We start from the raw sequence: 21935 nt of genomic DNA on the forward strand, positions 1-21935 counted from the left end.
TCGGGCGGGTGCCGTCAGGTCCGGCGGGCGTGGGAGGCCAGGCGGTCGGCGAGGGCGGTGACGAGGGTGCGCAGTTCCTCCGGGCGCTCGATGACGAACGGCCGGTCGATCGCGGCGAGGAGCGGCGGCAGCCAGTCGAGGCGCTCCGCCCGTAGCTCGACGCGCAGCCAGCGCTCGGCGGTCGGGTCCCCGTCCGGTGCCGGTGCCGGGTCGTGGTCCTCCAGTGTCGCGACGCCGGCGGGCAGGTGGGCCCGGATCTGCTCGGCCGTGCCGTGGATGCGCAGCGTCACCTCGTGCCGGTAGTCGGCCGTGGCGAAGCCCGACAGCAGGCGGTCGGCCGGGTCGGGGCCGGCGGGCACGTCGAACATGCCGGGCAGGGCCCTCGCGTCCGCGACGCGGTCGAGCCGGAAGGTCCGGTCCTCGCCGATCCCGGGGTCCGCGCCCGTGACATACCAGCGGTTCGCGTGGGCGACGATCCCGTACGGGTGCAGCGTGCGCTCACTGGGCCGGCCGTCGCGGTCGGTGTACCTGAGGGAGACCGGCCGGCGGTGGCGCACCGCGTCGGCGAGGGTGAGCAGGATCCCGGCGTCAGGGGCGGCGTCCCCGCCGGAGCCGTCCGTGAAGGAGAGGGCGTCCAGGAGCGCGTCGAGCCGGGCCGCGACGTGCCGGGGCAGCACCCGGCGGATCTTGGCCGCCGCGGTCTCGCCCGCCGTGCGCTCGGCCGTCGCCAGTCCCGTCCGGCGTCCGGCGAGCAGTCCGAGCAGCACGGCGAGCGCCTCGTCCTCGCCGAGCATGAGCGGGGGAAGGCGGTAGCCCGGGGAGATCCGGTAGCCGCCGTACCGGCCGCGCACCGACTCCACGGGCACGTCGAGGTCGATCAGGTGGTCCACGTAGCGCCGCACGGTGCGCCCGTCGACGCCGAGGCGGTCGGCCAGTTCGGCCAGCGTCCGGGTACCGCCCGACTGCAGCAGCTCCAGGAGGGTCAGCACACGGCCGGTGGGTCGGGACATGACCACAGCCTAGGCGGATAGTGGACAGGTTCTGTCCACTATCCCTCCTAGTCTGCGGAGCGCACGGCCGCTCAGCGGCACCAGCACTCAGCCGCGCGACCGCGGCCGGCTCCGACCCCGTCCCAGGAGGACACCATGGACTTCGTTTCGATCCGCATCATCACCGGCGACGTCGCACGCCTGGTCGAGTTCTACGAACGCGCCACGCAGGTACGGGCGGAGTGGGCCACCGAGGACTTCGCCGAGCTCCGGACCCCGGGAGCCACCCTCGCGATCGCGGGCACCCGCACCGTCCCGCTGTTCGCCCCGGGCTCCGCCCGCCCGGCCGCCAACCAGAGCGTCATCACCGAGTTCCTCGTCGACGACGTGGACCGCGTCCACCGCGACCTGACCGGGTTCGTCACGGACTTCGTCACCGAGCCGACCACGATGCCCTGGGGCAACCGCTCCCTGCTGCTCCGCGACCCCGACGGCAACCTCGTCAACTTCTTCACGCCCGTCACCCCGGCGGCCATCGCGAAGTTCACCCGCTGACGGGGCACCCCGCCGCTACGCCATCCCCGCCCGCCGAAGCAGGTCTTCGTCACCCGCGGCGCCCGCAGCACCGACGGCCGCCGCGCCGCGGGGCTCGCCGGTGTCCGTGCACAGCCCCGCGAGCAGGCGCAGCCCGTCCTCGGCGGGGCTGCCGGGGGCCGCGGACAGCACCAGCAGCTCGATGCCCGGCTCGTCCGGCAGCGCGAAGTTCTCCTGGTGCAGTTCCAGCGGTCCGACCAGGGGGTGCCGGTACGCCTTGCGCCCGTGGGTGCGGGCGCGGACGTCCGCGCGGGCCCAGAGGCGGCGGAAGCGCTCGCTGCCCATCGCCAACTCGCCGATGAGCGAGGCCAGTCGGGGGTCGTCGGGGTACTGGCCGGCGGCCAGCCGCAGGTGCCCGACCACGTCGAGGGTGCAGTTCTCCCAGTCGGCGTAGAGGCCGCGGTCGGCCTCCTCCAGGAAGATGTGCCGGGCGGTGTTCAGGCCCGGCATCGGGCGGCCGAGGAGGAGGCCGGCGAGACGGTTCCCGGCGAGGACGTCCAGGCGGTGGTTCATGATCAGCGCGGGTGCGCCGGCCACCAGGTCGAGGACGCGCAGCAGTTCCGGCCGGACCCGGCTGCCCGGCGCCGTCGCACGGCGGCGGCGCTGCCGCGCGAGGCGGTAGAGGTGACCGCGTTCGGTCTCGTCGAGGTCGAGGACGCGGGCGAGCGCGTCGAGGACCTGCTCGGAGGGCTGGGTCGCGCGGCCCTGCTCCAGGCGTACGTAGTAGTCGACGCTGACGCCGGACAGGTGCGCGACCTCCTCGCGGCGCAGCCCCGCGACCCGGCGGCGGCTGTCGGTGGGGATGCCGACGGTGGCCGGATCGACCCGGGAACGCCTGGTCCGTAGGAAGCCCGCGAGATCGTCCATGCCCCTCAGTATGGCCGCGGCGGGCGCCCGTACGGCCGGCTCGGGTGCCCGTGAGGGTGGCCCTGCCGGTACCAGGAAGTCCGGTCCGACGGAAGCGGCGCCCCTGAACGCCGGGCGCCGCGGCGTCCAGGATCAGAGGCATCCGATCCGAAGGAGTCCCCCGTGAAGACGCTGATCGTCCACGCCCACCCGGAGCCGAAGTCGCTCAACAGCTCGCTGAAGGACCTCGCGGTGTCCACCCTGGAGACCGCCGGGCACGAGGTACGGGTGAGCGACCTGTACGCGATGAACTGGAAGGCGGTCGTGGACGCCGCGGACTACGGCCCCGAGGCCTCGAGTCCGCTGAAGGTCGCCCTGGACTCGGGCCGGGCCTTCGAGGCCGGCACGCTCTCCCCGGACGTCCGCGCCGAGCAGGAGAAGCTGCTGTGGGCCGACACGATCGTCTTCCAGTTCCCGCTGTGGTGGTACACGATGCCCGCGATCCTCAAGGGGTGGGTGGACCGGGTGTTCACCTACCGCTTCGCGTACGGCGTCGGCGAGCACAGCGCCACCAGGTACGGCGAGCGCTTCGGCGAGGGCACCCTCGCGGGCCGGCGGGCGCTGCTGTCGGTGACCGTCGGCGGCCCGGAGTCGCACTACGCCGCTCGCGGGATCAGCGGCCCCATCGACGACCTGCTGTTCCCGTTCCAGCACGGCGTCCTCTACTACCCGGGCATCGAGGTGCTGCCGCCGTTCGTGCTGTACGGCAGCGACCGGATGACCGACGAGGACTACCCGGCCGTCGCCCGGGCCTGGGAGCAGCGCCTGCTCACCCTGGAGTCGACCGAGCCGATCGCGTTCCGGCGGCAGAACTTCGGCGACTACGAGATTCCCTCGCTGCACCTGAAGGAGGGGCTGGAGCCCGCGGGCCGCACAGGGTTCGGGCTGCACGTGCGCGGCTGAGGGCGGTCGACTCGGTCCCCCGACTCGGTCTGTCAGCTCGGTCTACCGACTCAGTTGGTCGGCTCGGTCCACCGACTCGGACCGTCGGCTCGGTCTGCTACTTCAGTCCGCCGGCTGGGTCGGACAACCCAGTCCGGCGGCTGGGTCGAGCAACCCAGTCCATCGGCTGGGTCGAACGACAAAGTCCGTCGGCTGGGTCGAACTACCCAGTTCTCCGACTCAGTCCGCCGGCGACCGCTCCGCGAGCCCCCGGCGCCGCGGGCCCCGGGCGGGACCGCCTCGCTGCTCGTACGTCCACACCGCCAGCTGCGTGCGCGAGGCGAGCCCCAGTTTGCCCAGGATGCGTTCGACGTGGTTCTCCGCGGTCCGCTGCGCGATGGTGAGGCGCGCCGCGATGTCCTTGTTGGTGAGGCCCTCGGCGACCAGTTCCGCGACCTGGCTCTCGCGCTTCGTCAGTCCCGGGACCCCGGCCGGGTCGTCGAGGACGTGGGCCATCGCCTCGTCCACGGTGGCGCGCGCTCCGCGGCGGAACTCCCGGTCGAAGGCGGCCGCGCCCAGCGCCTCCCGTACCGTGGCGTCCAGGCGCAGGTGCTGGGTGCGCATGAACGGCGCCGCGCCGAGCCGCCCGCCCAGTGACTCCCACAACAGGTGCAGCACGCCCAGGAGCCGGGCAGTGCGCCGCGGGTCGTTCCGGGTGCTCCAGGCGATGACCTCCACGCACATGGCCACGTCCCACCAGTCCTGGAACGGGCGCAGCCGGGCGATGGCCGCCCTGGCGTGCGTGGTCGCGTCGGCGGGCGCGTCCGCGCGCAGGGCCAGCAGGGCGCGGGCGAGCAGGGCCATGCCGTGCAGCCATGACTCGCCGTGCGTGCGGGCGGCCGCCTCGACCTCGCCGCACGCCTCCTCGGCCACGGCGGCCTCGCCCCCGCAGGCGTGCGCGATGGCGAACTTGACCCGGCACTCGAGGGCCGCGTCGAGGCAGCCCAGCGCGCGGAACTCGGTGCGCGCCCGCGCGAACAGTTCGGCGGCGCTCGCGTAGTCCTCGCGCCAGACGGCGAGGATCCCGTGGTGGTGCCACACCCACGCCGACTCCCGCCGGTGGCCGCCCTGTTCGGCCGCCGCCTCGCACGCGGCGAGCGCCTGCCGTACGTCGGCGTCCGGGTCGCCCTGCAGGATGCGCAGGTACGTGTCGGTGACCCGGGCGTGGACACGGACGGCCGTCTCCGGCCCCGTCGCGCCGTCACCGCGACTGTCACCGTCACCGCCGTCCTGCGCATGGTCAGCGGCGAGCAGCTGCGACAGCCAGTGGCGCCCCTCGGACAGCAGGCCCGCGGTCATCCAGTAGTGCCGGGGCGACACGGCCAGGGCCAGACCGGCCCGTGCCTGCCCGGGCCGCTCCAGGCAGAATCCCAGGGCGGCGCGCAGGTTCGGGTGGTCCAGGCGAAGGCGCGTGAACCAGTCGACCTGCCGGGGCCCGAACCACTCCCGCCCTGCTCGTGCGGTCAGTTCGGCGTACCGGTCCCGGTGGCGGCCGCGCAGGGCGTCGAGCGAGTTGGACGCGGCCAGCCGCTGGTGCCCGTACTCCCGTACCGTCTCCAGCATGTGGTAGCGCGAACGTCCCCGCACATGGCGGCAGTTGACGATCGACCGAGCCACCAGGCCGTCGAGGGCGTCGAGCAGGGCGGCGGGCGGCAATTCGGCGTCCGCGCAGACCCGTTCGAGGCTCTCCAGGTCGAAGCCGCCGCGGAACACCGAGGCCCGCGCCCACAGCAACCGCTCGCGCCCCGTGCACAGTTCGTGGCTCCAGTCGATCAACGCGCGCAGGGTGCGCTGCCGGTCGGCGGCGACGCTGCTCCCGCCGGTGAGCAGCGCGAACCGGTCCGTGAGCCGCTCCAGGATCTCCTGCGGCGTCAGGCTCCGGATGCGGGCGGCGGCCAGTTCGATCGCGAAGGGCAGCCCGTCCAGGCGGCGGACGAGCTCGGCGACGGCTGCGGCGTCCGGCCTGGTCAGGGTGAAGCCGGGCAGCACGGCGGCGGCCCGGTCGACGAACAGCGCGACGGCCGGATTGCCGTTCAGGTCGCGCAGGCCGTGACCCGCCCGCGCGTCCGGCACCGGCAACGGCTCCACGGGAAAGACCTGTTCGCCCGCGATGCCGAGCGGCTGCCGGCTCGTCGCCAGGACGCGCAGTCCGGGCGCGGCCCGCAGCAACGCGTCGGTGAGGCGGGCGCACGCGTCGACCAGGTGCTCGCAGTTGTCCAGGACCAGCAGGGCGCGCCGCTCGCGCAGCCGGGCGGCGAGGACGGCCGCCGGGTCGGCGCCGGGGTGCCCCGGATTCGCCACGTCGAGGGTGCCGAGGACGCTCGACGCGAGCAGCTCCGGGTCCCGGAGGTCGGCGAGTTCGGCGACGTACACGCCGTCGGGGAAGGCGGAGCGCGCCGCGTCCGCCGCCACGCGCAGCGCCAGCCGGGTCTTGCCCACGCCTCCGGTGCCGCTGAGCGTCACCAGACGCGCGCCGGACAGCAGCCGGGCGATCCGGGCCGTGTCCGCCCGCCGCCCGATCAGCGGCGTCAGTTCGGCGTCGAAGCCGCCGAGGCCGGCGAACGTCCCCGCGGCTGCCCCCGTTCCCATGGGTGGTCATCCTACGGACGCGCGCTGACGGTACCGGCACGGAAAGCGTGCGGGAATTGAGTAGTTCTCCCGTTGTCCCCCGCACGCACCCGCCCGAGACTCGACGACGCGGTATCGGACGGCTATGCGAGGTGTGTGGTGACGGCAGGCACGGCGGCGGGGTCGGAGCGGAGCGGGCGGCTGCTGGGGCAGCGGGTGTGGACCTACCAGGGGGCCTACGTACGCAGGCCGACAACCGCGCTGGTCGTGCTCCTCATCCTGTTCGGCGTGCTGTGCTCCCTCGTCGGCAAGTACTACGACGAGGACTCCTCGTTCCGCCTCGCGTTCTGGGCCCTGCCCGTGGCGGCCCTGGGGTGCCTCGCCCTGTGCGTGCGGCACGCCCGGATCCGGATCCGGGAGTACGAGCACGGCTTCGAGCTGCGCCGGCCGGGGCGCCGCACGCTGCGGTACGCGTGGCAGGAGATCGCCTCCGTCGAGTCGACCCGGGTGTCCGTCCACTTCAACTCGGCGCACTCGCACGACGTGCTCAAGACCGTGATCCGCCCCCACTCGGGCGGCCGGATCCGCCTCCGGGGCCTGGACTACATCAGGGTCCAGGAGGAGTGCGGCTTCTGGCGGATGATCACGAAGGCGCACCCCACCACCGGCGCGCGCTTCGTCTCGGACGCGACGCAGTCCGTCGCCGTGGCCCGTGCGCAACGCCTCCTGGACGAGCTCGGCGCGGGCGGGTCGTTCCGCTGGGGCGCCCTGACCTTCACCGCCGAGGGGATGACCCTCTCCCCGTTCCCCGCGCCGATCGCCTGGTCCCGGATCGCCCTCGTCTCCGCGCGCCCGGCGGACGGTGTCCAGCTCGACGTCCGGGGACTGGCCTCGCACGTCGGCAGCCGGGCCCTGTCGGGGCGCGCGACGAAGGCGGGCTACCGCACCGAAGGGGACCGGCTGGAAGTGTTCGTGCCCGTCCGCCGCCCCGGATCGGACTACGTGGCGCTGAGCGTCCTGCTCGCCCACGGCACCGCCCTGCGGAACGGGCAGGACCAAGGACACGAGGGATAGCGAGGGTCGGCCGGGCCCCGGCCGGTCTACGGCCGGCGGCGGGTGGGCCCGGGCCGCAGGGCCTCGGCGGCGGCCGCCGCGACGGCCTCGGCGACCGTGGACAGGGCGGGCGAATCCAGCTTCCACTGCTGCCAGTACAGGGGAACGTCCATCGGCCGGGCGGGTGCCAGCTCCACCAACCGCCCGGACCGCAGCAGCGGCTCGGCCTGCGGCTCGGGCACGAGGCCCCAGCCGAGACCGGCGGCCACCGCGTCCCGGAACCCGTCCGAGGCGGGCACCAGGTGGCGGATCCGCCCGGCGCCCGACCGCCCCCGGGTGAGGGACCGGACGAACTCGTCCTGGAGCTCGTCGCGCCGGTCGAAGGCCACGGTGGGGGCCCGGCCCAGATCCTCGGCCAGGTCCCCGGTGAGATGACGGGCCGCGAACTCCGGTGTGGCCACGGCCAGGTAGCGGGCCAGCCCGAGCCGCCGCACGGTGCAGCCGGCCACCGGGTCGGGCGAGGAGGTGACGGCGGCCATCACCTGGCCCTCGCGCAGCAGGGCGGTGGTGTGGGCCTCGTCCTCCCGGTGGAGCTCGAAGCAGATCGGCGGGTCCTGCGGCACCCGGGTGAGCGCGGGCAGGAACCAGGTCGCGAGGGAATCGGCGTTGACCGCGATCGGGACCCGGGCCGGGCCCTGCTCGGCCGCCAGGCCCAGTTCGGCGCGGGCGTCGCGTTCCAGCCGGGCGAGCTGGCGGGCGAACCGGACCACCACCTCGCCGGACTCGGTGGGCCGCACCGGCTTGGTGCGCATCAGCAGGACCCGACCGGTGCGCTGTTCCAGGGCCTTGACGCGCTGGCTGACGGCGGAGGGGGTCACGTGCAGTGCGGCGGCCGCGGCGTCGAAGGTGCCCTCGTCGACCACCGCGAGCAGGGTCCGGACCTGGTCCAGGGGAAGCTCGTCCATAAGTACGGCTAAGGTTACTTTAGAATCTTTAGCTGTACTCATCTATACGCGGTCCATACGGTCGGACCCATGACCAGCAGCACCATCGCCGCCGCACTCGCCGGATTCGGTACCGGACTCTCCCTCATCGTGGCCATCGGGGCCCAGAACGCGTTCGTCCTGCGCCAGGGCGCCCGCAGGCACGCCGTCCTCGCGGTCGTCGCCATCTGCGCCGTCTCGGACGCGGCGCTGATCGCGCTCGGCGTGACGGGGGTGGGCACGGTGGTCACGGCCTGGCCCGCGGCGCTGACCGCGGTGGGCCTGATCGGCGGGGCGTTCCTGCTCTGTTACGGCTTCCTGGCGGCCCGACGGGTGCTGCGCCCGGATCCGGCGGCCGCGCTCACCGGCGGCGGACCGGAGACCGGGTCCGTCCGGCGAGCGGTCCTCACCTGCCTGGCGATGACCTGGCTGAACCCGCACGTGTACCTCGACACCGTGCTCCTGCTGGGCTCGCTCGCCTCCGACCGCGGCGACCTGCGCTGGGCCTTCGGCGCGGGCGCGGCGCTGGCCAGCCTGTGCTGGTTCGCCGCCCTGGGCTTCGGCGCCCGGCTGCTGAGCGGCGTCCTGTCCCGGCCGAGGGCCTGGCGGGTGCTGGACGGACTGGTCGCGGCGACCATGCTGGCGATGGGCGGGATGCTCCTCGCCGGGGCGTAGGGCGCCCTGACCCACCGGCCCCGGCTGCCACCCGCGTGGGTGGCCGGCCATGGTGGCATCCGACCCGACCAGGCCGGATGCCACCCTTCGTCCGACGCCGCGCGGACCCGCGGGCGTACGCGCGGGTTCACTCCGCGGGGCCGGGGCCGTGCCCGGGGGTCAGGGCTGCTGCGGGTCGCTCCGCGGGCCGAACCGGCCCGTCAGCCGGACCGCAGCGAGGGCGACCGCGTACCCGACGGTGAACAGCACCACCAGGAACAGGACAGCGGTCGCGTTCATGACGTAGTAGCCCGTCAGCGTGGGGGCGACCACGGGCGGCACCCCCAGGACGACGGCCGTCAGGGCCGCCGAGCGGACCGTACGGGTGGTGCAGGCGACGGCCGCGCCGACGACCACCGGGGCGACGAGGGGGAATCCGGTCCGGAAGAACACTCCCTCCCCCGGGCCGGAGACCAGGACGAGGGCGACGTCCGAGGCCGTGGTGGCGAGCACGACCGCCCACGGTACGGCGGAGCGCGGTCGCGTGGTGCGGTCCGGCGGGGCGGCCAGCAGCACCAGGGCGTTGAGGGCGAACAGCACCGTGTCCGGGCCGACCAGACCGTAGGTCAGCGGGCCCCGCGCGTGCGCACCGGGCAGTTCGGGGCCGGCGAGCAGGACGAGCAGCGGGGCCACGACGGTGGCCGCCGCCAGGGCGCGGGCCGCCGTCCAACGGCCGGTCAGCGCCGCGACGGCCATCAGCACCGCCGGGACGAGCAGCGCCATCGTGGCGCCGAGCGACCCGACGCGCATCCCGCCGTCCGGGTCGGTGGCGGCCCGGACCGCCCAATAGAGGTGCACGGCCGCGTAGCCGCCGGCCAGTGCGGCGGCGAGCGGGGCCGCGGTGGCCAGGGCCCGGCCCGCCGGCCGGTGGGAGACCAGGCCGAGCCGGACCCGGACCCCGTGCCCCGCCACATCGGCCACCTCACGCAGAGCGGCGAGCGGACTCGCGGTTCGGACGCGGCGCTCGGCGTGATCGGCAACCTCCGCCAGCGCGTGGGTGCCGTAGGAGGCCGGGTAGAGGGCGAGGGCGCGGCGCAGCAGGTGGGTCGTCAGGCGGCCCTCCCTGCTCTGCTCCTGGTGATTCTGGTGGTCCTGGTGGTCCTGGTGCGCGGTCATGCCGGGCCTCCCGCGAGCCTGTTCCGGGTGATGGCGAGGCGGCGGTCGGCCTCGCGGAGGGCGGCCCGCAGCCGCCGGCTCTCGTCGGTGAGGGCCTGGGTGCCGGTCGGGGTGAGGGCGAAGACGCGGCGGGGTCGCCCGTCGACCGTCTCCTCCCGTTCGACCCGGATGAGGCCTTCGGCGAGCAGTCGGTCGAGCGTGCCGTACAGGCTTCCGGCGCCGAGCCGGACCCGGCCGTCGGAGATCGCGGCGACCTCGTCGCCGAGCGCGTAGCCGTGCCGGGGCTGGTCTGCGAGGGCGGTGAGCAGCAGGAAGGTGGGCTCCTGCATGGAGCGTTTCTTCGTCACGCCGATCACCATAGTACGGTCACCGTAGTGTCCGGAAGAGCGGGTGCGATCGGAGGCGGGGGGCACTCACCGCTCATCCGCCAGGACCAACGCACACCCGGGAAGCCGGTAAGGCTTGCCTTGCCATGGAGTCGGGCCCGCCTCTATGGTGAAGTCCTCAGAGGACCTGAAGACCTGGGGACCTGAGGACTACTTGGGGAGAGTGATCATGTCAGACCTCCATGCCCTGACGCTGGCCGAACAGGCGGCGGCGATCCGCGGGCGCACCGTCTCGCCGACCGAACTCGTCGACCACCACCTGCGCCGGATCGAGGAACTCGACGGCGTGCTCGGCGCCTACCGCACGGTCGACGCGCCCGGCGCCCGTCGGGCCGCCCGTGCGGCCGAGGCCAGGCTGGCCGCCGCCGGGGACGGCCCCGAGACCGGGGACGGCGCCGGGCTGCCGCCACTGCTCGGCGTGCCGCTGTCGGTGAAGGACACCTGGCCGGTCGGCGGGCTCCCGTTCACCGCGGGCTCCGCCGCCTTCGACGACCGCACCGCTCCGCAGGACGCCGCCGTGGTCGGCGCCCTCCGGGCCGCGGGCGGCGTGCTGCTGGGCACCACCACGGCCGCCGAGTTCGGCTGCTCCGCCTACACGGAGACGGTCCACGCCACCGCGCGCAGCCCGTACGACCCCGGCCGCGGCGCCGGGGGTTCCAGCGGCGGGGCGGCCGCCTCGGTCTCCGCCGGACTGGCCGCCGGGGCCCTGGGCAGCGACGGCGGCGGCTCGGTCCGGATCCCGGCCGCCGCCTGCGGTGTGGTCGGCCTCAAGCCCAGCCGGGGCCGGGTGACGACCGCCCCCGGCACGGACGCCTTCGGGCTGGCCACCGCCGGCCCGCTGGCCCGGACGATACTGGACGCGGCCCTCCTGCTGGACGTCATGGCCGGCAGCGTCCCGGGCGACGGCAGCACCCTGCCCGCCTCCCCCGCCGGCCACTTCCGGGCCTGCGTCGAACGCGAGCCCGGCCCGCTGCGGATCGGCGTCCTGCCCCGGACGGACGGGTGGCACCCGGAGGCCGCGCTGGCCTCCCGCCGCACCGCCGACCTGCTCGCCGACCTCGGCCACCGGGTGGAGGAGGCCCCGCCGTTCGACCCCGCCGAGTACGTGCCGGACTTCACCGTGCTGTGGAGCGTGCTGGCCGCCGCCGTGCCCGTCCCGCCGGAGCGGGAGGACCGGCTGCTGCCGCTGACCCGCTGGCTGCGCGCCCGGGGCAACGAGCACAGCGCGGTCCGGCTGGCCGCGGCGATGGCCTCGCTGACCGCCACCGCCCGGACGATCTGCCACCGGTACGACCATTTCGACGCGGTGCTGAGCCCCACGACGGACCAACCGCCGCTGCCGGTCGGGTCGTTGGCCGACCCTGACGCCCCGGAGCGGACCTACGCCCGGATGCTCGCCGTCACCCCGCGCACGCCGGTGGCGAACCTCACCGGCCGGCCGTCGATCAGCCTGCCGCTGCACTGGACCCCGGACGGACTGCCGATCGGCGTGATGCTGACCGCCCGGCTCCACCAGGAGGGCCTCCTGCTCTCCCTCGGCGCCCAGCTGGAACGGGCCCGGCCCTGGCACCACCACGCCGCCCGGCAGGCGGCCGTCCTGGAGCGGGCGACCGGGCAGAACACGGCGCGGCCCGAGCGGGGGACGCGGTGAAGCGCGGACAGCTGGCCTTCCTGACCGGCACCCACATCGTCAACGACCTCTACCAGGGCGCCGTCCCGGCCCTGCTGCCCTTCCTGATGTCCCAGCGGCACTACAGCTACACCGCCGTCTCCGGCATCGCCCTGGCCGCGAGCGGCCTGTCCAGCGTGGTCCAGCCGCTGTTCGGCCTGCTGGTCGACCGCCGCCCCCGCGGCTGGCTCATCCCGGCCGGCTTCCTCACCGCCGCGGCCGGGATCACCGGTGCGGCCCTCGCCGACAGCTACCCGCTGACCTGGCTCTTCGCCGCGCTGGCCGGCATCGGCATCGCCGCCTACCACCCGGCCGCCACCAACCAGGCCCGGGTCGCCGGCGGACAGTCCCAGCGGGCGATGAGCCTGTTCTCCGTCGGGGGCACCCTCGGCGCCTCGCTGGCACCGGCCCTGGTCACCCTCGTGGTCGGCGCGTACGGCCTGGGCGGCAGCTGGCTGCTGGCCGTCCCGGCGCTGGTGACGGCCCTGCTGTGGGCCGCGCAGGGCCGCTGGCTGCGGTACCGCGGCCACACCCCGGCGACCCCGGCCGCCGCCCGGGGCGCGGCGACGAGCGCCCACCGCGACGACTGGCGGGCGTTCGGACGCCTCGCCGCGACCACCGTCGCCTGGTCGATCCCCTACGTAACCGTCACCTCGATGCTCGCCCTCCACATCCAGCGCGACCTCCACGGCTCGACGGGAACCGGCGCCGCCGCACTGACCCTGCTCACCCTGGCCGGGGCGGCCGGCACCCTGCTCGGCGGCTGGCTCGGCGACCGGCACGGACGGATGACCCCGATCCGCACCGGCTACTTGCTGGCCGTCCCCGCCCTGGCCGCCGTGGCCTTCGCACCCTCCGTCGCGGTCGCCATGGCCGGCGCGGTGGCGTTCGGACTGGCCATGTTCCTGCCCTTCGCCCCGCAGGTGACACTCGCCCAGGACTACCTGCCCACCCGGCCCGGCACCGCCAGCGGGCTGACCCTCGGACTCGCCATGTCCGTGGGCGGCCTCGCCGCACCGGCGCTCGGGGGCCTGGCCGACGCCCACGGCCTGCGGACCGTCCTCGCCCTGGTCCTCGGCGTGCTGGCGCTCGGACTCGGCTCCGCGCTGCGGCTGCGCGACCGCGTACTGCCGGAGGCGGGGCCGGAGCAGGGGCCGGAACCGGCCCCGGAACGGGTGAACGAGCAGGCCGCCACGGGTGCGGCACCCGGAGGACGATAGGGTCGTCCTCATGACTGTTCGCCCGGTACGCCATCGCTCACTGGTGGAGGAAGCCACGGCCGAGCTGCGCCGACTGATCGGCACGGGCGAGTGGCCGGTCGGCAGCAAACTGCCCGGTGAGGTGGAGCTGAGCCGACTCCTCGGAGTCGGCCGGACCACCTCGCGCGAGGCCGTCCGGGTGCTGATCGCCGACGGCCAGCTGCGCGCCCGTCAGGGCTCGGGCACGTACGTGGCCGCCGCCGCCCCGGTCTCGGAGTTCGACCGGGAGCTGCGGCGCTCGGAGGTCTTCGACGTGTACGAGGTCCGGGCGGCGCTGGAGGTGGAGGCGGGCCGGCTGGCCGCGCAGCGGCGCACCGAGGCGGACGTCGCCGCGCTCCGGGCGGCGCTGGCCGCCCGCGACGCGGCCGCCGACCCGGCCGAGCTCGTCGAGACCGACCTGGAACTGCACCGCCAGGTCGTCCGGGCGGCGCACAACCCGGTGCTCATCCGCCTCTTCGACTCCTTCGTCGACGCGCTGCGCGAAGCGGCCGGCCACGTGGTGGCCGACAACCGGCTCCACGACGGCGTCGAAGCGGAGGGCATCACCCACGCGCACCGCACCCTGGTCGAGGCGATCGCCGCGGGCGACCCGGACGCCGCCGTCGCGGCGACCCAGGCCAACCTGGACCACACCCTCGACAGACTGCGCGCCACGGGCACCGGACCACGCTGAGCCGGCCGCACCCGCGCCCGACCGCCTCGGGCCCGGCCGTCCGGTCGTGCCCTCGTACGGCCCCCGGGTCCGGCGGTTCCTACCGACAGGAGCCGCCGGGCCCATCCGCATCACCGGGCCCCACCTGGCTCCCCACCGAGGCCAGGTAGGCGGCGGTCAGCTCGGGGGTGGCCAGCCAGGCGGCGTAGTCGCGCGCTTCGGCGTAGGTGTTGGCGAGCCGGCGGCCGACCTCCGGGTGTTCGGCGGCGGCCGCGAACACCCCCTGGAGGTGGTCCGGCACGGTCAGCATCGCGGCGGTGAACTCGACGCTGTGGCGGGCCTGTTGCTGCCAGAACCGCTCGGCGGTGCGGCACATCCAGTCGGCCGTGTAGGGGGCGTCGCCGTGCTCCACGACGGCCCGGCGGTAGGCCTCGGCGGCCCGGGCGGCGTTGTTGGCGCCCTGTCCGGCGATCGGGTCGGTCACCACCACCGCGTCGCCGAGGCCCAGCACGTGGACGGCGTCCACGCCCGAGCCGAGCTCCGCCACCGCGCGCCGGACCACCGGGGTGACCGCGCCGAACAGCCCGGCCCCGGCGTCGGTCGGCTCGGCCTCCGTCCAGAGCTCCGCCTCCCAGGGCAGGTACTCGGCCAACAGCTCGCGGATCCGGGCCAGTTGGACATCCGGCGGCGGGGCGTCGCCGAACGCGTCCAGCGGGCCGCCGGGCAGCGCCTCCCAGAGCAGGATGTCGCAGGGGCCGGAGAGGGTGAGCGCCGGCTGCAGGTACAGCTCGCCTAGGCCGGGCAGGGCGTTCATCCGGGCCCTCGGCCCGGCGGCCGGGTCCGGCGAGCCGACGCCGTGCGCGTACAGGCAGGACAGGGCCCGCTGCGGTCCGTCGAACGGCGAGCGGCCGGCGTCGCGTTCGAAGATCCCGGACAGGGCGCCGCGGCCGGCCGCGACCACGGTCAGCTCGTGCCGACGGGCCAGCTCGTGCAGCCCGCCGCGGTCCAGCGTGCGGTACTCGACCACGCCGCCGCGCTCGGCCAGCAGTTCCAGCCAGCCGGCCAGCTTGAGCCGCTGGTCCACCGACTGGGCGGGCTCGTCCAGCGTCATGGTGTACTCCAGCGCCCGCACGCCGGGGGGCGCCGCCAGCACCGCCTCCACCGAGGAGACGGCCGGCGCCTGCTCCGCCCAGAGGTCCAGCCCGGCCGCCGCCTCGATCCGCAGGGCGGGGCCGAACATCGCCTGGGTGGACAGCACCCGGCCGCCGCGCAGCTGCTCCGGGGTGCGCTCGGCGACCAGCGTCACCCGGTACCCGTCCGCCACCAGCCCGAGCGCGAGTTGGAGGCCGGCCTGGCCCGCTCCGACGACGGCGATCCGGCGCACGCTGCCTCCTGGTGGTCTGTTGACGGTCCGTCAAGCAGGCACAGTAGTCGAGCGGGCGCGCTCCGGTCACCGGTGGCGGGCGCATCCGTTCGAAGGAGGCGGCGGCGTGCGGACCGCGCCGCCGCCCCGGTCGCCCGGGGTGCCCCGGGCCGGCTCAGCCGCGCAGGTGCGCGGTGAGCACCTCCACCACGTCGTGGGTCCGGTCGGCCAGGTAGAAGTGCCCGCCCTGGAAGACCCGCAGGTCGAAGGGGCCGGTGGTGTGCCGCTCCCACTGGCCGACCTGGTCGACGGTGGCGTGCGCGTCGGACTCCCCCGCCAGGGCGGTGATCGGCAGCGACACGGTCGCGTCCGGGGTGCTGCAGTAGGTCTCGACGGCCATGTAGTCGGCCCGCAGGCTCGGCAGGACCAGCTCGCGCAGGCCGGGCACGGCGAAGATCCGGTCGTCCGTGCCGCCGAGCGCGGAGATCTCGGCGAGCAGTTCGTCGTCCGGCAGCTGGTGGACCCTGGTCGTCCGGGGCAGCGAGGGCGCGCGGCCGGCCGAGACGACCAGCCGGTCCGGCCCCCGTACGCCGTCGCGCTCGAAGCAGCGGACCGTCTCGAAGGCGACGGCCGCACCCATGCTGTGCCCGAAGAAGGTGAGCGGCCGGTCCGCCCACTCCCGCAGCTCCCGGGCGAGCTGCTCGGCGAGGCCGGTCACCGAGCCGATCGTCGGCTCGCCGATGCGGTTCTGCCGGCCCGGGTACTGGACGGCGAGCACATCGGCGTGCGGCGCCAGCGCGTTGGCGTACTCCAGGTAGTAGCTGGCCGAGCCGCCGGCGTGCGGGAAGATCACGATCCGGGCGGGCGCGGAGTCGGACGGGTTGAACCTGCGGAACCACGGATTCTCGACGACGGCGCTGCTGGACATGCGGGGTGCGACCTCTCTCCGTGACGGACTCTGCAGGCCCCAGTCTGGCAGTGCCGGGCCCCGCCGCGGGCGCGAAGTGACGATCATGACCCTCCGGCAGGCCGGTTCTCGCCGGTGCCCCGCCGGCCGCCCGGGCCTGCCTGTCAGGAGGTTCAGGCCCGGACACCGGTCGCGGGGTCCGGGTCGGTGACCCAGCCCGCGGCCAGGAGGAGGCCGGAGGTGCGGTGGACGGCGAGGAAGCCGAACGGCCGTCCGAAGCCGGCCCGGGCGATCCGCCGTAGGTACGACGGGCGCGGGCGGGCGGCGGCGCCCCCGGCGACTCCGAGGGCGGTCACCGAGGCGGCGCGGAAGCCGTCCGGGCCGAAGGTCGCGGTGGCGCGCTGCCGGGCGCCGTCGATGAACAGCGGTTCCTCTCCCCCGAGCCCGGGCAGGCGGTGCTCGGTCTCCGAGCGGGTCCCCAGCGTGGCCAGGCCGAAGAGGTCGAGTCGGGCGAGCAGATCGTGGTCGGCCCCGACGGTGAACCGCGGGACGTCCACGGCCAACAGGTCCTCCGGCTCGTACCGCCGGATCCGGTCGATCGTCAGGCCGGGGCCGGGGGTGCCGACGGGCAAACGGTCGGCGGTGGTCCGGCGGTGGCGCCCGCTCGATGCCTCGATCCCGGTGGCCAGCACCCGGCCGGGCGACGCGCCGGGCTCGCCGAGCAGCAGATGGACACTGATGTCCCCGTACCCGTGCACCCGCACTTCGGTGACGAGCCCGGTCGGTGACTCCAGCACGGCGGCCCGGTCCAGCAGGCAGGTGTACCGCGACAGATACCGGACGGGCCTGCCCCAGGCGTCCGCCGGACCCTCCGGCGGGCCGTCGATCTCGTCGAACGGCCGGATCCAGTCGGTCCGGACGGTGAGCGCCGCGGCCAGCACCAGGCGGGTCTCCCGGTCCAACCGCACCGGCATGGCGTCGATCAGACCGCCGGTGGCGCGGGCGGCCCAGGCGTCCAGCCGCGCCTGGTCCTGCCGGACGTCACCGGAGAGCCGCCCGTGTACACCCGCCGGCAGCCCGGCCGGCCACTCCGGGCGCAGCCGCAGCCGCTCACCCGTCCAGAGCCCGAGGGCCGAGCCGACCGCCGGGATGCCCTCCAGCAGACCGAGGAGTTCCCGGGCCCGCTCGGCGGCAGCCTCCGGCAGCAGACCCAGGGCCTGCGTCAACTCGCCCTGGACGGCGGGGCTTCCGGCCGGCGCCAGCAGGCCGAGCAGCGGCCAGACACCGGCCGGCATCAGGACCGTCCCACCCGCCGGGTCGACCTGCCCGACCCAGCGCGCGCCCAGCGCGTTGACGACCCTCACGGCTTCGGCCCGACTCATCCGCCCCCCTTCGCTCGATCGTCCGGTACGCCGCCGAGGGTAGGCCCGCGCCCGGGTGGGAGGCGACCGGTTTACCGGCACTCCCGGCCGCCAACGCCCGCTCCGGGAAGGCGGGTTCCGCCGTCCCCCCTTTCCGCTGTCGACCTGATCCGATCCGTGTCAGCATGGCCGCATGAGCGAACCCGACGACTGGATCACCATCGCGGCGTACGAGAATCTGCCCGGCCGCCCGACCCCGCCGGCAGCCCTCCGCGCTTGACTGCGTGACCGGGGCATCGACTGGATGCCCATCGCCGCGGAAGCGGTGCGCAGTGACCTGCTCTGCGGGGTCGGACCGGACGGCCGTTGGCACGGCTGGTTCGAGGTCCGGGTCCACGCCGACGCCCTGCGGACGATCGGGCTGCACCCCGAGCAGGCGTCCGCGGTCGTCAACGGATCTTCCCCGCCCGGCTGGTGGCACGCCGAGGCCGAGCGCCGGGCCCGTCGGTGACGGCGGCCGCCGGCCCGGATCAGCCCGCCGCGCCGAAGCGGACCGTCTCGGCGCGGGAGCGGGAGGCCGCGTCCAGCAGCAGGACGGACGAGGCCTCCGGGGTCGGCATCGGGCCGCCGGCGCGCACGTGCCGGGTGAAGGCGGCCAACAGCTGCTCCAGGCCGCGGCGGTGGCGGGCGAAGACCCGGCCGGAAGCGTGCCGGCCGCGGGCCCGCTGGCCGTCCAGCGCGGTGGCGGCGCCGACGTCCAGCAGCACCAGGTGCAGTTCGCGGCCCCGGCGGGCCGCCTCCCGGGCGAGCCAGCGCCGCATCCAGGCGCGGCTGCCGCAGTCGTGCACCAGCAGCGGGCCGCCACCGCGCACCGAGGAGCGCAGCAGCCGGAAGTGTTCCAGCCGGGCCCACGGCCGGTACACCGCGTACGGCAGGGCGGCGGGCATCACCGCCTCGCAGGCCTCGTGCACCGTCCGCGGGTCCACGGCCCGGACCGCCGCCCCGGACCAGCGCCGCAGCAGCGTGCTCTTCCCGGCCCCCGGCAGCCCGGACACCACCACGACGGCGTCGGCCGGGTAGGCGGTGACGAACCCCGCCCCGGCCTCGCCCCGCAGATCGACCACGCCGCGCGGCGCCACGACCGCATCCACCCCGCCGCCCACCAGTCCGAGCCCCCGTTCACGTCCGACCGGGAACCCTAACAACAACGCCCGGCCGGCCGCTCGGCGGATCCGGCCGGACCGGGCCTCGGCGTCGGGCGTGCGCGCCTCGCGGAGAGGAAGCGGGGGCGCCCTCCGGCCGGGGGCCGAGGGGACCCCGCAGGCCCGCACCGGTCCGTCGGCGCCTACCCGCACCCGTCGGTGCCCCTGGGCCCCCGGCGACCGCAGTGCACCCGTGGGCCCGCCGTCCACTAGGCTGACGGGCCGTCAGACAGGAGGACGGGCCATGGCGGAGGCGGCTCCGACGTACACCGCGCTGGTGCTGGACGGGCTCGCCCGCGATCCCGCCCGGGTGGCGCTCCGGTACGGGGACGAGGAGTGGACCGGGCAGCGCTGCCTGGACCTGGTGCACCGCGCCGCCCGCGCGCTGGAGCGGGCCGGGCTCGGGCGCGGGGACGGGGTGACGGTGCTGGCCGGGAACCGGCCGGAGGCGCTGCTGGTGCGGCTGGCCGCGAATCTGCTGGGCTGCCGGGTGGCGATGCCGTTCCCGGACGGGCCGGTCGCCGAGCAGGTGGCGCTGGCGGAGTTCGCCGGGACGTCCGCGCTGGTCTTCGACCCGGTCCGGTGCGCGGCGGCGGCCGACGGGGTCGCGCGGGCGGTGCCCTCGGCCGTCCTGCTCTCGCTGGGCCCGTCGCCGCTCGGGCTCGGCACGGACCTGCTGGACCTCGCCGCGGCCCGCTCCCCCGCCCCGCTGGCGCCCCGCTACCGGCCCGAGGACGTGATGGCGGTGCGGTTCACCGGCGGCACGACCGGGCGCCCGAAGGGGGTGCTGCGCCGCTTCGCCCGTCCGCCGCGCCCGCCGCTGCTGGCCGGCTCGGTCTTCCTGCTGTGCACCCCGCTCTGCCACGGCGGCGGCACCACGGCGGACCTGGCGCTGGCGGCGGGGGGCACGGTGGTGATGCAGGACGGGTTCGACGCCGGGGCCGTGCTGGCGGCGGTCGAGCGGCACCGGGTGTCCCGGATGTACCTGCCGCCGCACCTGCTGTACCGGCTGCTGGACCACCCGCTGCTGCCGACGACCGACACCGGCAGCCTGCGCCGGGTCGGCTACACCGGGTGCGCGCCCTCGCCGCGGCGGCTCGCCGAGGCGACCCGGCGGCTGGGCCGGGTGCTGCACCAGACCTACAGCCTGACGGAGTGCGGGCCGGTCGCCCGGCTGGGCCCGGACGAGCACCTGGCACCGCGGCTGCTGACCACCGCGGGCCGCCCGTACCCGGACACCGGGCTGCGCGTCCTGGACGAGGACGGCGCCGAGCTGCCGCCGGACCGGACCGGGGAGATCTGCGTCCGGACGCCGACCGCGATGGCCGGCTACTGGCGCGACCCGGAGCTGACCGGGCAGGTGCTCCGGGACGGCTGGCTGCACACCGGCGACCTGGGCAGCCTGGACGCGGCCGGCTATCTGACGGTGGCCGGGCGGCGGGACCCGATGGCGGTCGTCGAGGGGCACAATGTGTTCCCCCGCGAGATCGAGGAGCCGCTGCGCACCCACCCGGAGGTCCGCGAGGCGGTGATGTTCACGACCACCGACCCGGACCGCCTGGAGCGGGTGCACGCCGCCGTCGCCCTCGTCCCCGGCTCGCGGCTGACAGCCGAGCAGCTGCACCGCTGGGCCCGGGCGCACGGCCTCGGCCGGTGCGCCCCGGACTCACTCCTGCTGCTGCCCGCGATCCCGCTGAACGGTCTCGGGAAGCCGGACCTCGCCGCCCTGCGGGCCCAGGTGGACGCCGGGAGCGGACGGGCGGCCGCCACCGCGGGGGCGCGCGACGGGGTGTGACGCGCCCGCCGAGTGCATCGAGCGCCTACGCGGGCGACCTCTCGTGCGCCACCCGGCGGGAAGAACCGTCCGTGGGCACTCGATCGTGCGGCCCGACCTGCCGATACATCCCCGGCAGCGCCGTGCACGTCGCTGTGGGCCGCACCGTCCCCCCAGGAGGCACTCCCTTGACCTGGCTACGCGTCCTGACCGCACTGGGCATCCTCGCCGTGGCGGCCAGTGCCCTGATCGTCTTCGCCCTCTGCACCGCCACCTCGCGCGGCGAGCGCGCCGCGGAGGAGGCGCCGCCCGACCTCCGGGCGGACGCCGAGGGCAGCGGCCTCTTCCAGCGGATGGGCGGCGACAGCTGACGCCGCGCCGCCCACCGCCGGTCAGTGCCCGGCGATGTCGTCCGGCCGGACCTCGATGTGGTCGGCGGCGAGATCGACCGCCACCCGGTGCTCCATGCCGAGCGACTCCAGGAACTTGACCGGCAGCTGCACCCGGCCGCTGCGGTCCAGCATCACGTACTCGCGCTCGTTCACCGACTCCTCGCCGTGCTCGTCCATCACGGTGCGGCGCAGCACCTCGCTGGCGGTCCGCCCGTCCCGGATCGCGACCGTGCGACGGACCTCGCCCGCGACCATCGGGTCGTGGGTGACGATCACGACGGTGGCGCCCAGTTCGCGGTTGACGGTGCGGAAGGACTCGAAGATGATCCCGGCGGTCTCCGAGTCCAGCTCGCCGGTGGGCTCGTCGGCGAGCAGCACCGGCGGGTTGTTGGCCATCGCCACCGCGATCGCCACCCGCTGCTGTTGGCCGCCGGAGAGCTCGTTGGGCTTGCGGTGGGCGAGCTCGCCGATCTCCAACGCCTCCATCAGCTCCGCCACCCGGGCCGCCTGCTGCCGGGCCCCGCCGGCGCCCGAACGACGACCGCGCAGCTGCATCGGCAGGGCGATGTTCTCGGCGGCGGTGAGGAAGGGCAGCAGGTTGCGGGCGGTCTGCTGCCAGATGAAGCCGACCACCTCGCGCCGGTAGCGCAGCCGCTCCTTGACCGACATCTCCAGCAGGTCGCAGCCGGCCACGGTGGCGGTGCCGGCGGTCGGCACGTCCAGCCCGGCGAGGATGGTGAGCAGCGTGGACTTGCCGCTGCCCGAGGCGCCGACCAGGGCGACCAGGTCGCCCTGGCGGATGGTCAGCTCCAGGCCCTGGAGCGCCTGGACCTCGACCCCCTCCGCGCTGAAGATCCGGACCAGCCGGTCGCAGACGATGGCCGCTCCCTCGCCGTACGCCTTGGGCGAGGCGGCGGCGAGGGCCCGCTGCTGGAGCTCCTGGAGGCTGGGGGCCTCGGCGACCGTCCGCTCCTGGGGAGTGCTCTTCACCGGTGGTCTCCTGTCTCGACTGTCTGCTTCATCGCACCGCTCTCCACTGTCCCGGCGGACCGGGCCGCTGTCACGGCCCGTGCACCGCCCCCGCCCGCCGCTCCCGGCGGGTCCG

The 21935-nt window shown here is 75.5% G+C and carries 21 protein-coding genes; 10 read left to right on the forward strand and 11 right to left on the reverse strand.

From position 1 onward, the window contains the following. Window positions 1–14: 14 nt before the first annotated feature. Window positions 15–1010 carry a helix-turn-helix transcriptional regulator gene (locus tag AMK13_RS20685; RefSeq protein ID WP_074003578.1) on the reverse strand — a complete coding sequence of 332 codons (996 nt, stop codon included), beginning with the start codon at window positions 1008–1010 and terminating at the stop codon, window positions 15–17. 135 nt (window positions 1011–1145) lie between these two features. Between AMK13_RS20685 and AMK13_RS20690 the strand changes: the two genes are divergently transcribed. Further along, window positions 1146–1544 (forward strand): VOC family protein, encoded by a 399-nt coding sequence (locus AMK13_RS20690; protein WP_074003579.1) that lies wholly within the window; start codon window positions 1146–1148, stop codon window positions 1542–1544. Window positions 1545–1559: 15 nt separating this feature from the next. Here AMK13_RS20690 and AMK13_RS20695 read toward each other — a convergent pair whose 3' ends face one another. Continuing rightward, window positions 1560–2450: a helix-turn-helix transcriptional regulator gene (locus tag AMK13_RS20695; RefSeq protein WP_241852971.1), complete on the reverse strand. Its 891-nt coding sequence runs from the start codon at window positions 2448–2450 to the stop codon at window positions 1560–1562. Between the two features lie 162 nt (window positions 2451–2612). On the opposite strand from AMK13_RS20695, the gene AMK13_RS20700 reads away from it, so the two are divergent. After that, window positions 2613–3392, forward strand: coding sequence for an NAD(P)H-dependent oxidoreductase (locus AMK13_RS20700; protein WP_074003580.1), 780 nt, complete (start codon window positions 2613–2615; stop codon window positions 3390–3392). 219 nt (window positions 3393–3611) lie between these two features. On the opposite strand, the gene AMK13_RS20705 is transcribed toward AMK13_RS20700, so the two are convergent. After that, entirely contained in the window at window positions 3612–6020 is a 2409-nt protein-coding gene (locus AMK13_RS20705; RefSeq protein WP_074003581.1) for an ATP-binding protein, read from the reverse strand. 138 nt (window positions 6021–6158) lie between these two features. On the opposite strand from AMK13_RS20705, the gene AMK13_RS20710 reads away from it, so the two are divergent. Further along, window positions 6159–7073 carry a hypothetical protein gene (locus tag AMK13_RS20710; protein WP_241852972.1) on the forward strand — a complete coding sequence of 305 codons (915 nt, stop codon included), beginning with the start codon at window positions 6159–6161 and terminating at the stop codon, window positions 7071–7073. 26 nt (window positions 7074–7099) lie between these two features. Here AMK13_RS20710 and AMK13_RS20715 read toward each other — a convergent pair whose 3' ends face one another. Beyond that, window positions 7100–8017, reverse strand: coding sequence for a LysR family transcriptional regulator ArgP (locus tag AMK13_RS20715; protein ID WP_074003582.1), 918 nt, complete (start codon window positions 8015–8017; stop codon window positions 7100–7102). A 69-nt stretch (window positions 8018–8086) separates the two neighbouring features. On the opposite strand from AMK13_RS20715, the gene AMK13_RS20720 reads away from it, so the two are divergent. Continuing rightward, window positions 8087–8710 (forward strand): LysE/ArgO family amino acid transporter, encoded by a 624-nt coding sequence (locus tag AMK13_RS20720; protein WP_074003583.1) that lies wholly within the window; start codon window positions 8087–8089, stop codon window positions 8708–8710. Window positions 8711–8869: 159 nt separating this feature from the next. Here AMK13_RS20720 and AMK13_RS43610 read toward each other — a convergent pair whose 3' ends face one another. Continuing rightward, entirely contained in the window at window positions 8870–9865 is a 996-nt protein-coding gene (locus AMK13_RS43610) for a hypothetical protein (protein WP_074003584.1), read from the reverse strand. Further along, entirely contained in the window at window positions 9862–10194 is a 333-nt protein-coding gene (locus AMK13_RS20730) for a PadR family transcriptional regulator (protein ID WP_079272352.1), read from the reverse strand. The genes AMK13_RS43610 and AMK13_RS20730 overlap by 4 nt, the downstream gene beginning before the upstream one ends. Window positions 10195–10420: 226 nt before the next feature. On the opposite strand from AMK13_RS20730, the gene AMK13_RS20735 reads away from it, so the two are divergent. From AMK13_RS20735 to AMK13_RS20745, 3 genes are read left to right on the forward strand one after another with little or no spacing between them, the layout of a single operon-like run. Further along, on the forward strand, window positions 10421–11902 hold the full coding sequence (locus tag AMK13_RS20735; RefSeq protein WP_074003586.1) for an amidase: 1482 nt from the start codon (window positions 10421–10423) through the stop codon (window positions 11900–11902). Continuing rightward, window positions 11899–13140 carry an MFS transporter gene (locus AMK13_RS20740; RefSeq protein ID WP_074003587.1) on the forward strand — a complete coding sequence of 414 codons (1242 nt, stop codon included), beginning with the start codon at window positions 11899–11901 and terminating at the stop codon, window positions 13138–13140. The genes AMK13_RS20735 and AMK13_RS20740 overlap by 4 nt, the downstream gene beginning before the upstream one ends. Before the next feature lie 10 nt (window positions 13141–13150). Then, entirely contained in the window at window positions 13151–13852 is a 702-nt protein-coding gene (locus AMK13_RS20745) for a FadR/GntR family transcriptional regulator (protein ID WP_049657443.1), read from the forward strand. Window positions 13853–13931: 79 nt separating this feature from the next. Here AMK13_RS20745 and AMK13_RS20750 read toward each other — a convergent pair whose 3' ends face one another. The 3 genes from AMK13_RS20750 to AMK13_RS20760 form a co-directional block, all read right to left on the reverse strand. Further along, entirely contained in the window at window positions 13932–15215 is a 1284-nt protein-coding gene (locus tag AMK13_RS20750) for a styrene monooxygenase/indole monooxygenase family protein (protein WP_074003588.1), read from the reverse strand. A 154-nt stretch (window positions 15216–15369) separates the two neighbouring features. Next, window positions 15370–16122, reverse strand: coding sequence for a thioesterase II family protein (locus tag AMK13_RS20755; RefSeq protein ID WP_049657441.1), 753 nt, complete (start codon window positions 16120–16122; stop codon window positions 15370–15372). 152 nt (window positions 16123–16274) lie between these two features. Continuing rightward, the gene (locus AMK13_RS20760; RefSeq protein ID WP_074003589.1) at window positions 16275–17483 is read right to left on the reverse strand and encodes a hypothetical protein; all 1209 of its coding nucleotides are present in this window, start codon (window positions 17481–17483) and stop codon (window positions 16275–16277) included. Between the two features lie 283 nt (window positions 17484–17766). On the opposite strand from AMK13_RS20760, the gene AMK13_RS20765 reads away from it, so the two are divergent. Beyond that, window positions 17767–17973: a hypothetical protein gene (locus AMK13_RS20765; protein ID WP_074003590.1), complete on the forward strand. Its 207-nt coding sequence runs from the start codon at window positions 17767–17769 to the stop codon at window positions 17971–17973. A gap of 19 nt (window positions 17974–17992) precedes the next feature. On the opposite strand, the gene AMK13_RS20770 is transcribed toward AMK13_RS20765, so the two are convergent. After that, on the reverse strand, window positions 17993–18613 hold the full coding sequence (locus AMK13_RS20770; RefSeq protein ID WP_074003815.1) for an AAA family ATPase: 621 nt from the start codon (window positions 18611–18613) through the stop codon (window positions 17993–17995). 295 nt (window positions 18614–18908) lie between these two features. Between AMK13_RS20770 and AMK13_RS20775 the strand changes: the two genes are divergently transcribed. After that, window positions 18909–20459 carry an AMP-binding protein gene (locus AMK13_RS20775; RefSeq protein WP_074003591.1) on the forward strand — a complete coding sequence of 517 codons (1551 nt, stop codon included), beginning with the start codon at window positions 18909–18911 and terminating at the stop codon, window positions 20457–20459. Between the two features lie 167 nt (window positions 20460–20626). After that, a complete protein-coding gene (locus AMK13_RS20780) occupies window positions 20627–20809 on the forward strand; it encodes a hypothetical protein (protein WP_049658969.1) in 183 nt (60 codons plus the stop codon). A 21-nt stretch (window positions 20810–20830) separates the two neighbouring features. On the opposite strand, the gene AMK13_RS20785 is transcribed toward AMK13_RS20780, so the two are convergent. Then, a complete protein-coding gene (locus tag AMK13_RS20785; RefSeq protein WP_074003592.1) occupies window positions 20831–21820 on the reverse strand; it encodes an ABC transporter ATP-binding protein in 990 nt (329 codons plus the stop codon). Between the last annotated feature and the right edge of the window lie 115 nt (window positions 21821–21935).

The organism is Streptomyces sp. CB02056 (assembly GCF_001905545.1).
GTDB lineage: Bacteria > Actinomycetota > Actinomycetes > Streptomycetales > Streptomycetaceae > Kitasatospora.

Coding starts and splice junctions, on each gene's coding strand:
- AMK13_RS20695 (WP_241852971.1), bottom strand. CDS start 2,450: ATGGACGATCTCGCGGGCTTCCTACGGACCAGGCGTTCCCGGGTCGAT.
- AMK13_RS20760 (WP_074003589.1), bottom strand. CDS start 17,483: ATGAGTCGGGCCGAAGCCGTGAGGGTCGTCAACGCGCTGGGCGCGCGC.
- AMK13_RS20690 (WP_074003579.1), top strand. CDS start 1,146: ATGGACTTCGTTTCGATCCGCATCATCACCGGCGACGTCGCACGCCTG.
- AMK13_RS20735 (WP_074003586.1), top strand. CDS start 10,421: ATGTCAGACCTCCATGCCCTGACGCTGGCCGAACAGGCGGCGGCGATC.
- AMK13_RS20755 (WP_049657441.1), bottom strand. CDS start 16,122: ATGTCCAGCAGCGCCGTCGTCGAGAATCCGTGGTTCCGCAGGTTCAAC.
- AMK13_RS20720 (WP_074003583.1), top strand. CDS start 8,087: ATGACCAGCAGCACCATCGCCGCCGCACTCGCCGGATTCGGTACCGGA.
- AMK13_RS20705 (WP_074003581.1), bottom strand. CDS start 6,020: ATGGGAACGGGGGCAGCCGCGGGGACGTTCGCCGGCCTCGGCGGCTTC.
- AMK13_RS20685 (WP_074003578.1), bottom strand. CDS start 1,010: ATGTCCCGACCCACCGGCCGTGTGCTGACCCTCCTGGAGCTGCTGCAG.
- AMK13_RS20715 (WP_074003582.1), bottom strand. CDS start 8,017: ATGGACGAGCTTCCCCTGGACCAGGTCCGGACCCTGCTCGCGGTGGTC.
- AMK13_RS20745 (WP_049657443.1), top strand. CDS start 13,151: ATGACTGTTCGCCCGGTACGCCATCGCTCACTGGTGGAGGAAGCCACG.
- AMK13_RS20765 (WP_074003590.1), top strand. CDS start 17,767: ATGCCCATCGCCGCGGAAGCGGTGCGCAGTGACCTGCTCTGCGGGGTC.
- AMK13_RS43610 (WP_074003584.1), bottom strand. CDS start 9,865: ATGACCGCGCACCAGGACCACCAGGACCACCAGAATCACCAGGAGCAG.
- AMK13_RS20730 (WP_079272352.1), bottom strand. CDS start 10,194: ATGCAGGAGCCCACCTTCCTGCTGCTCACCGCCCTCGCAGACCAGCCC.
- AMK13_RS20775 (WP_074003591.1), top strand. CDS start 18,909: ATGGCGGAGGCGGCTCCGACGTACACCGCGCTGGTGCTGGACGGGCTC.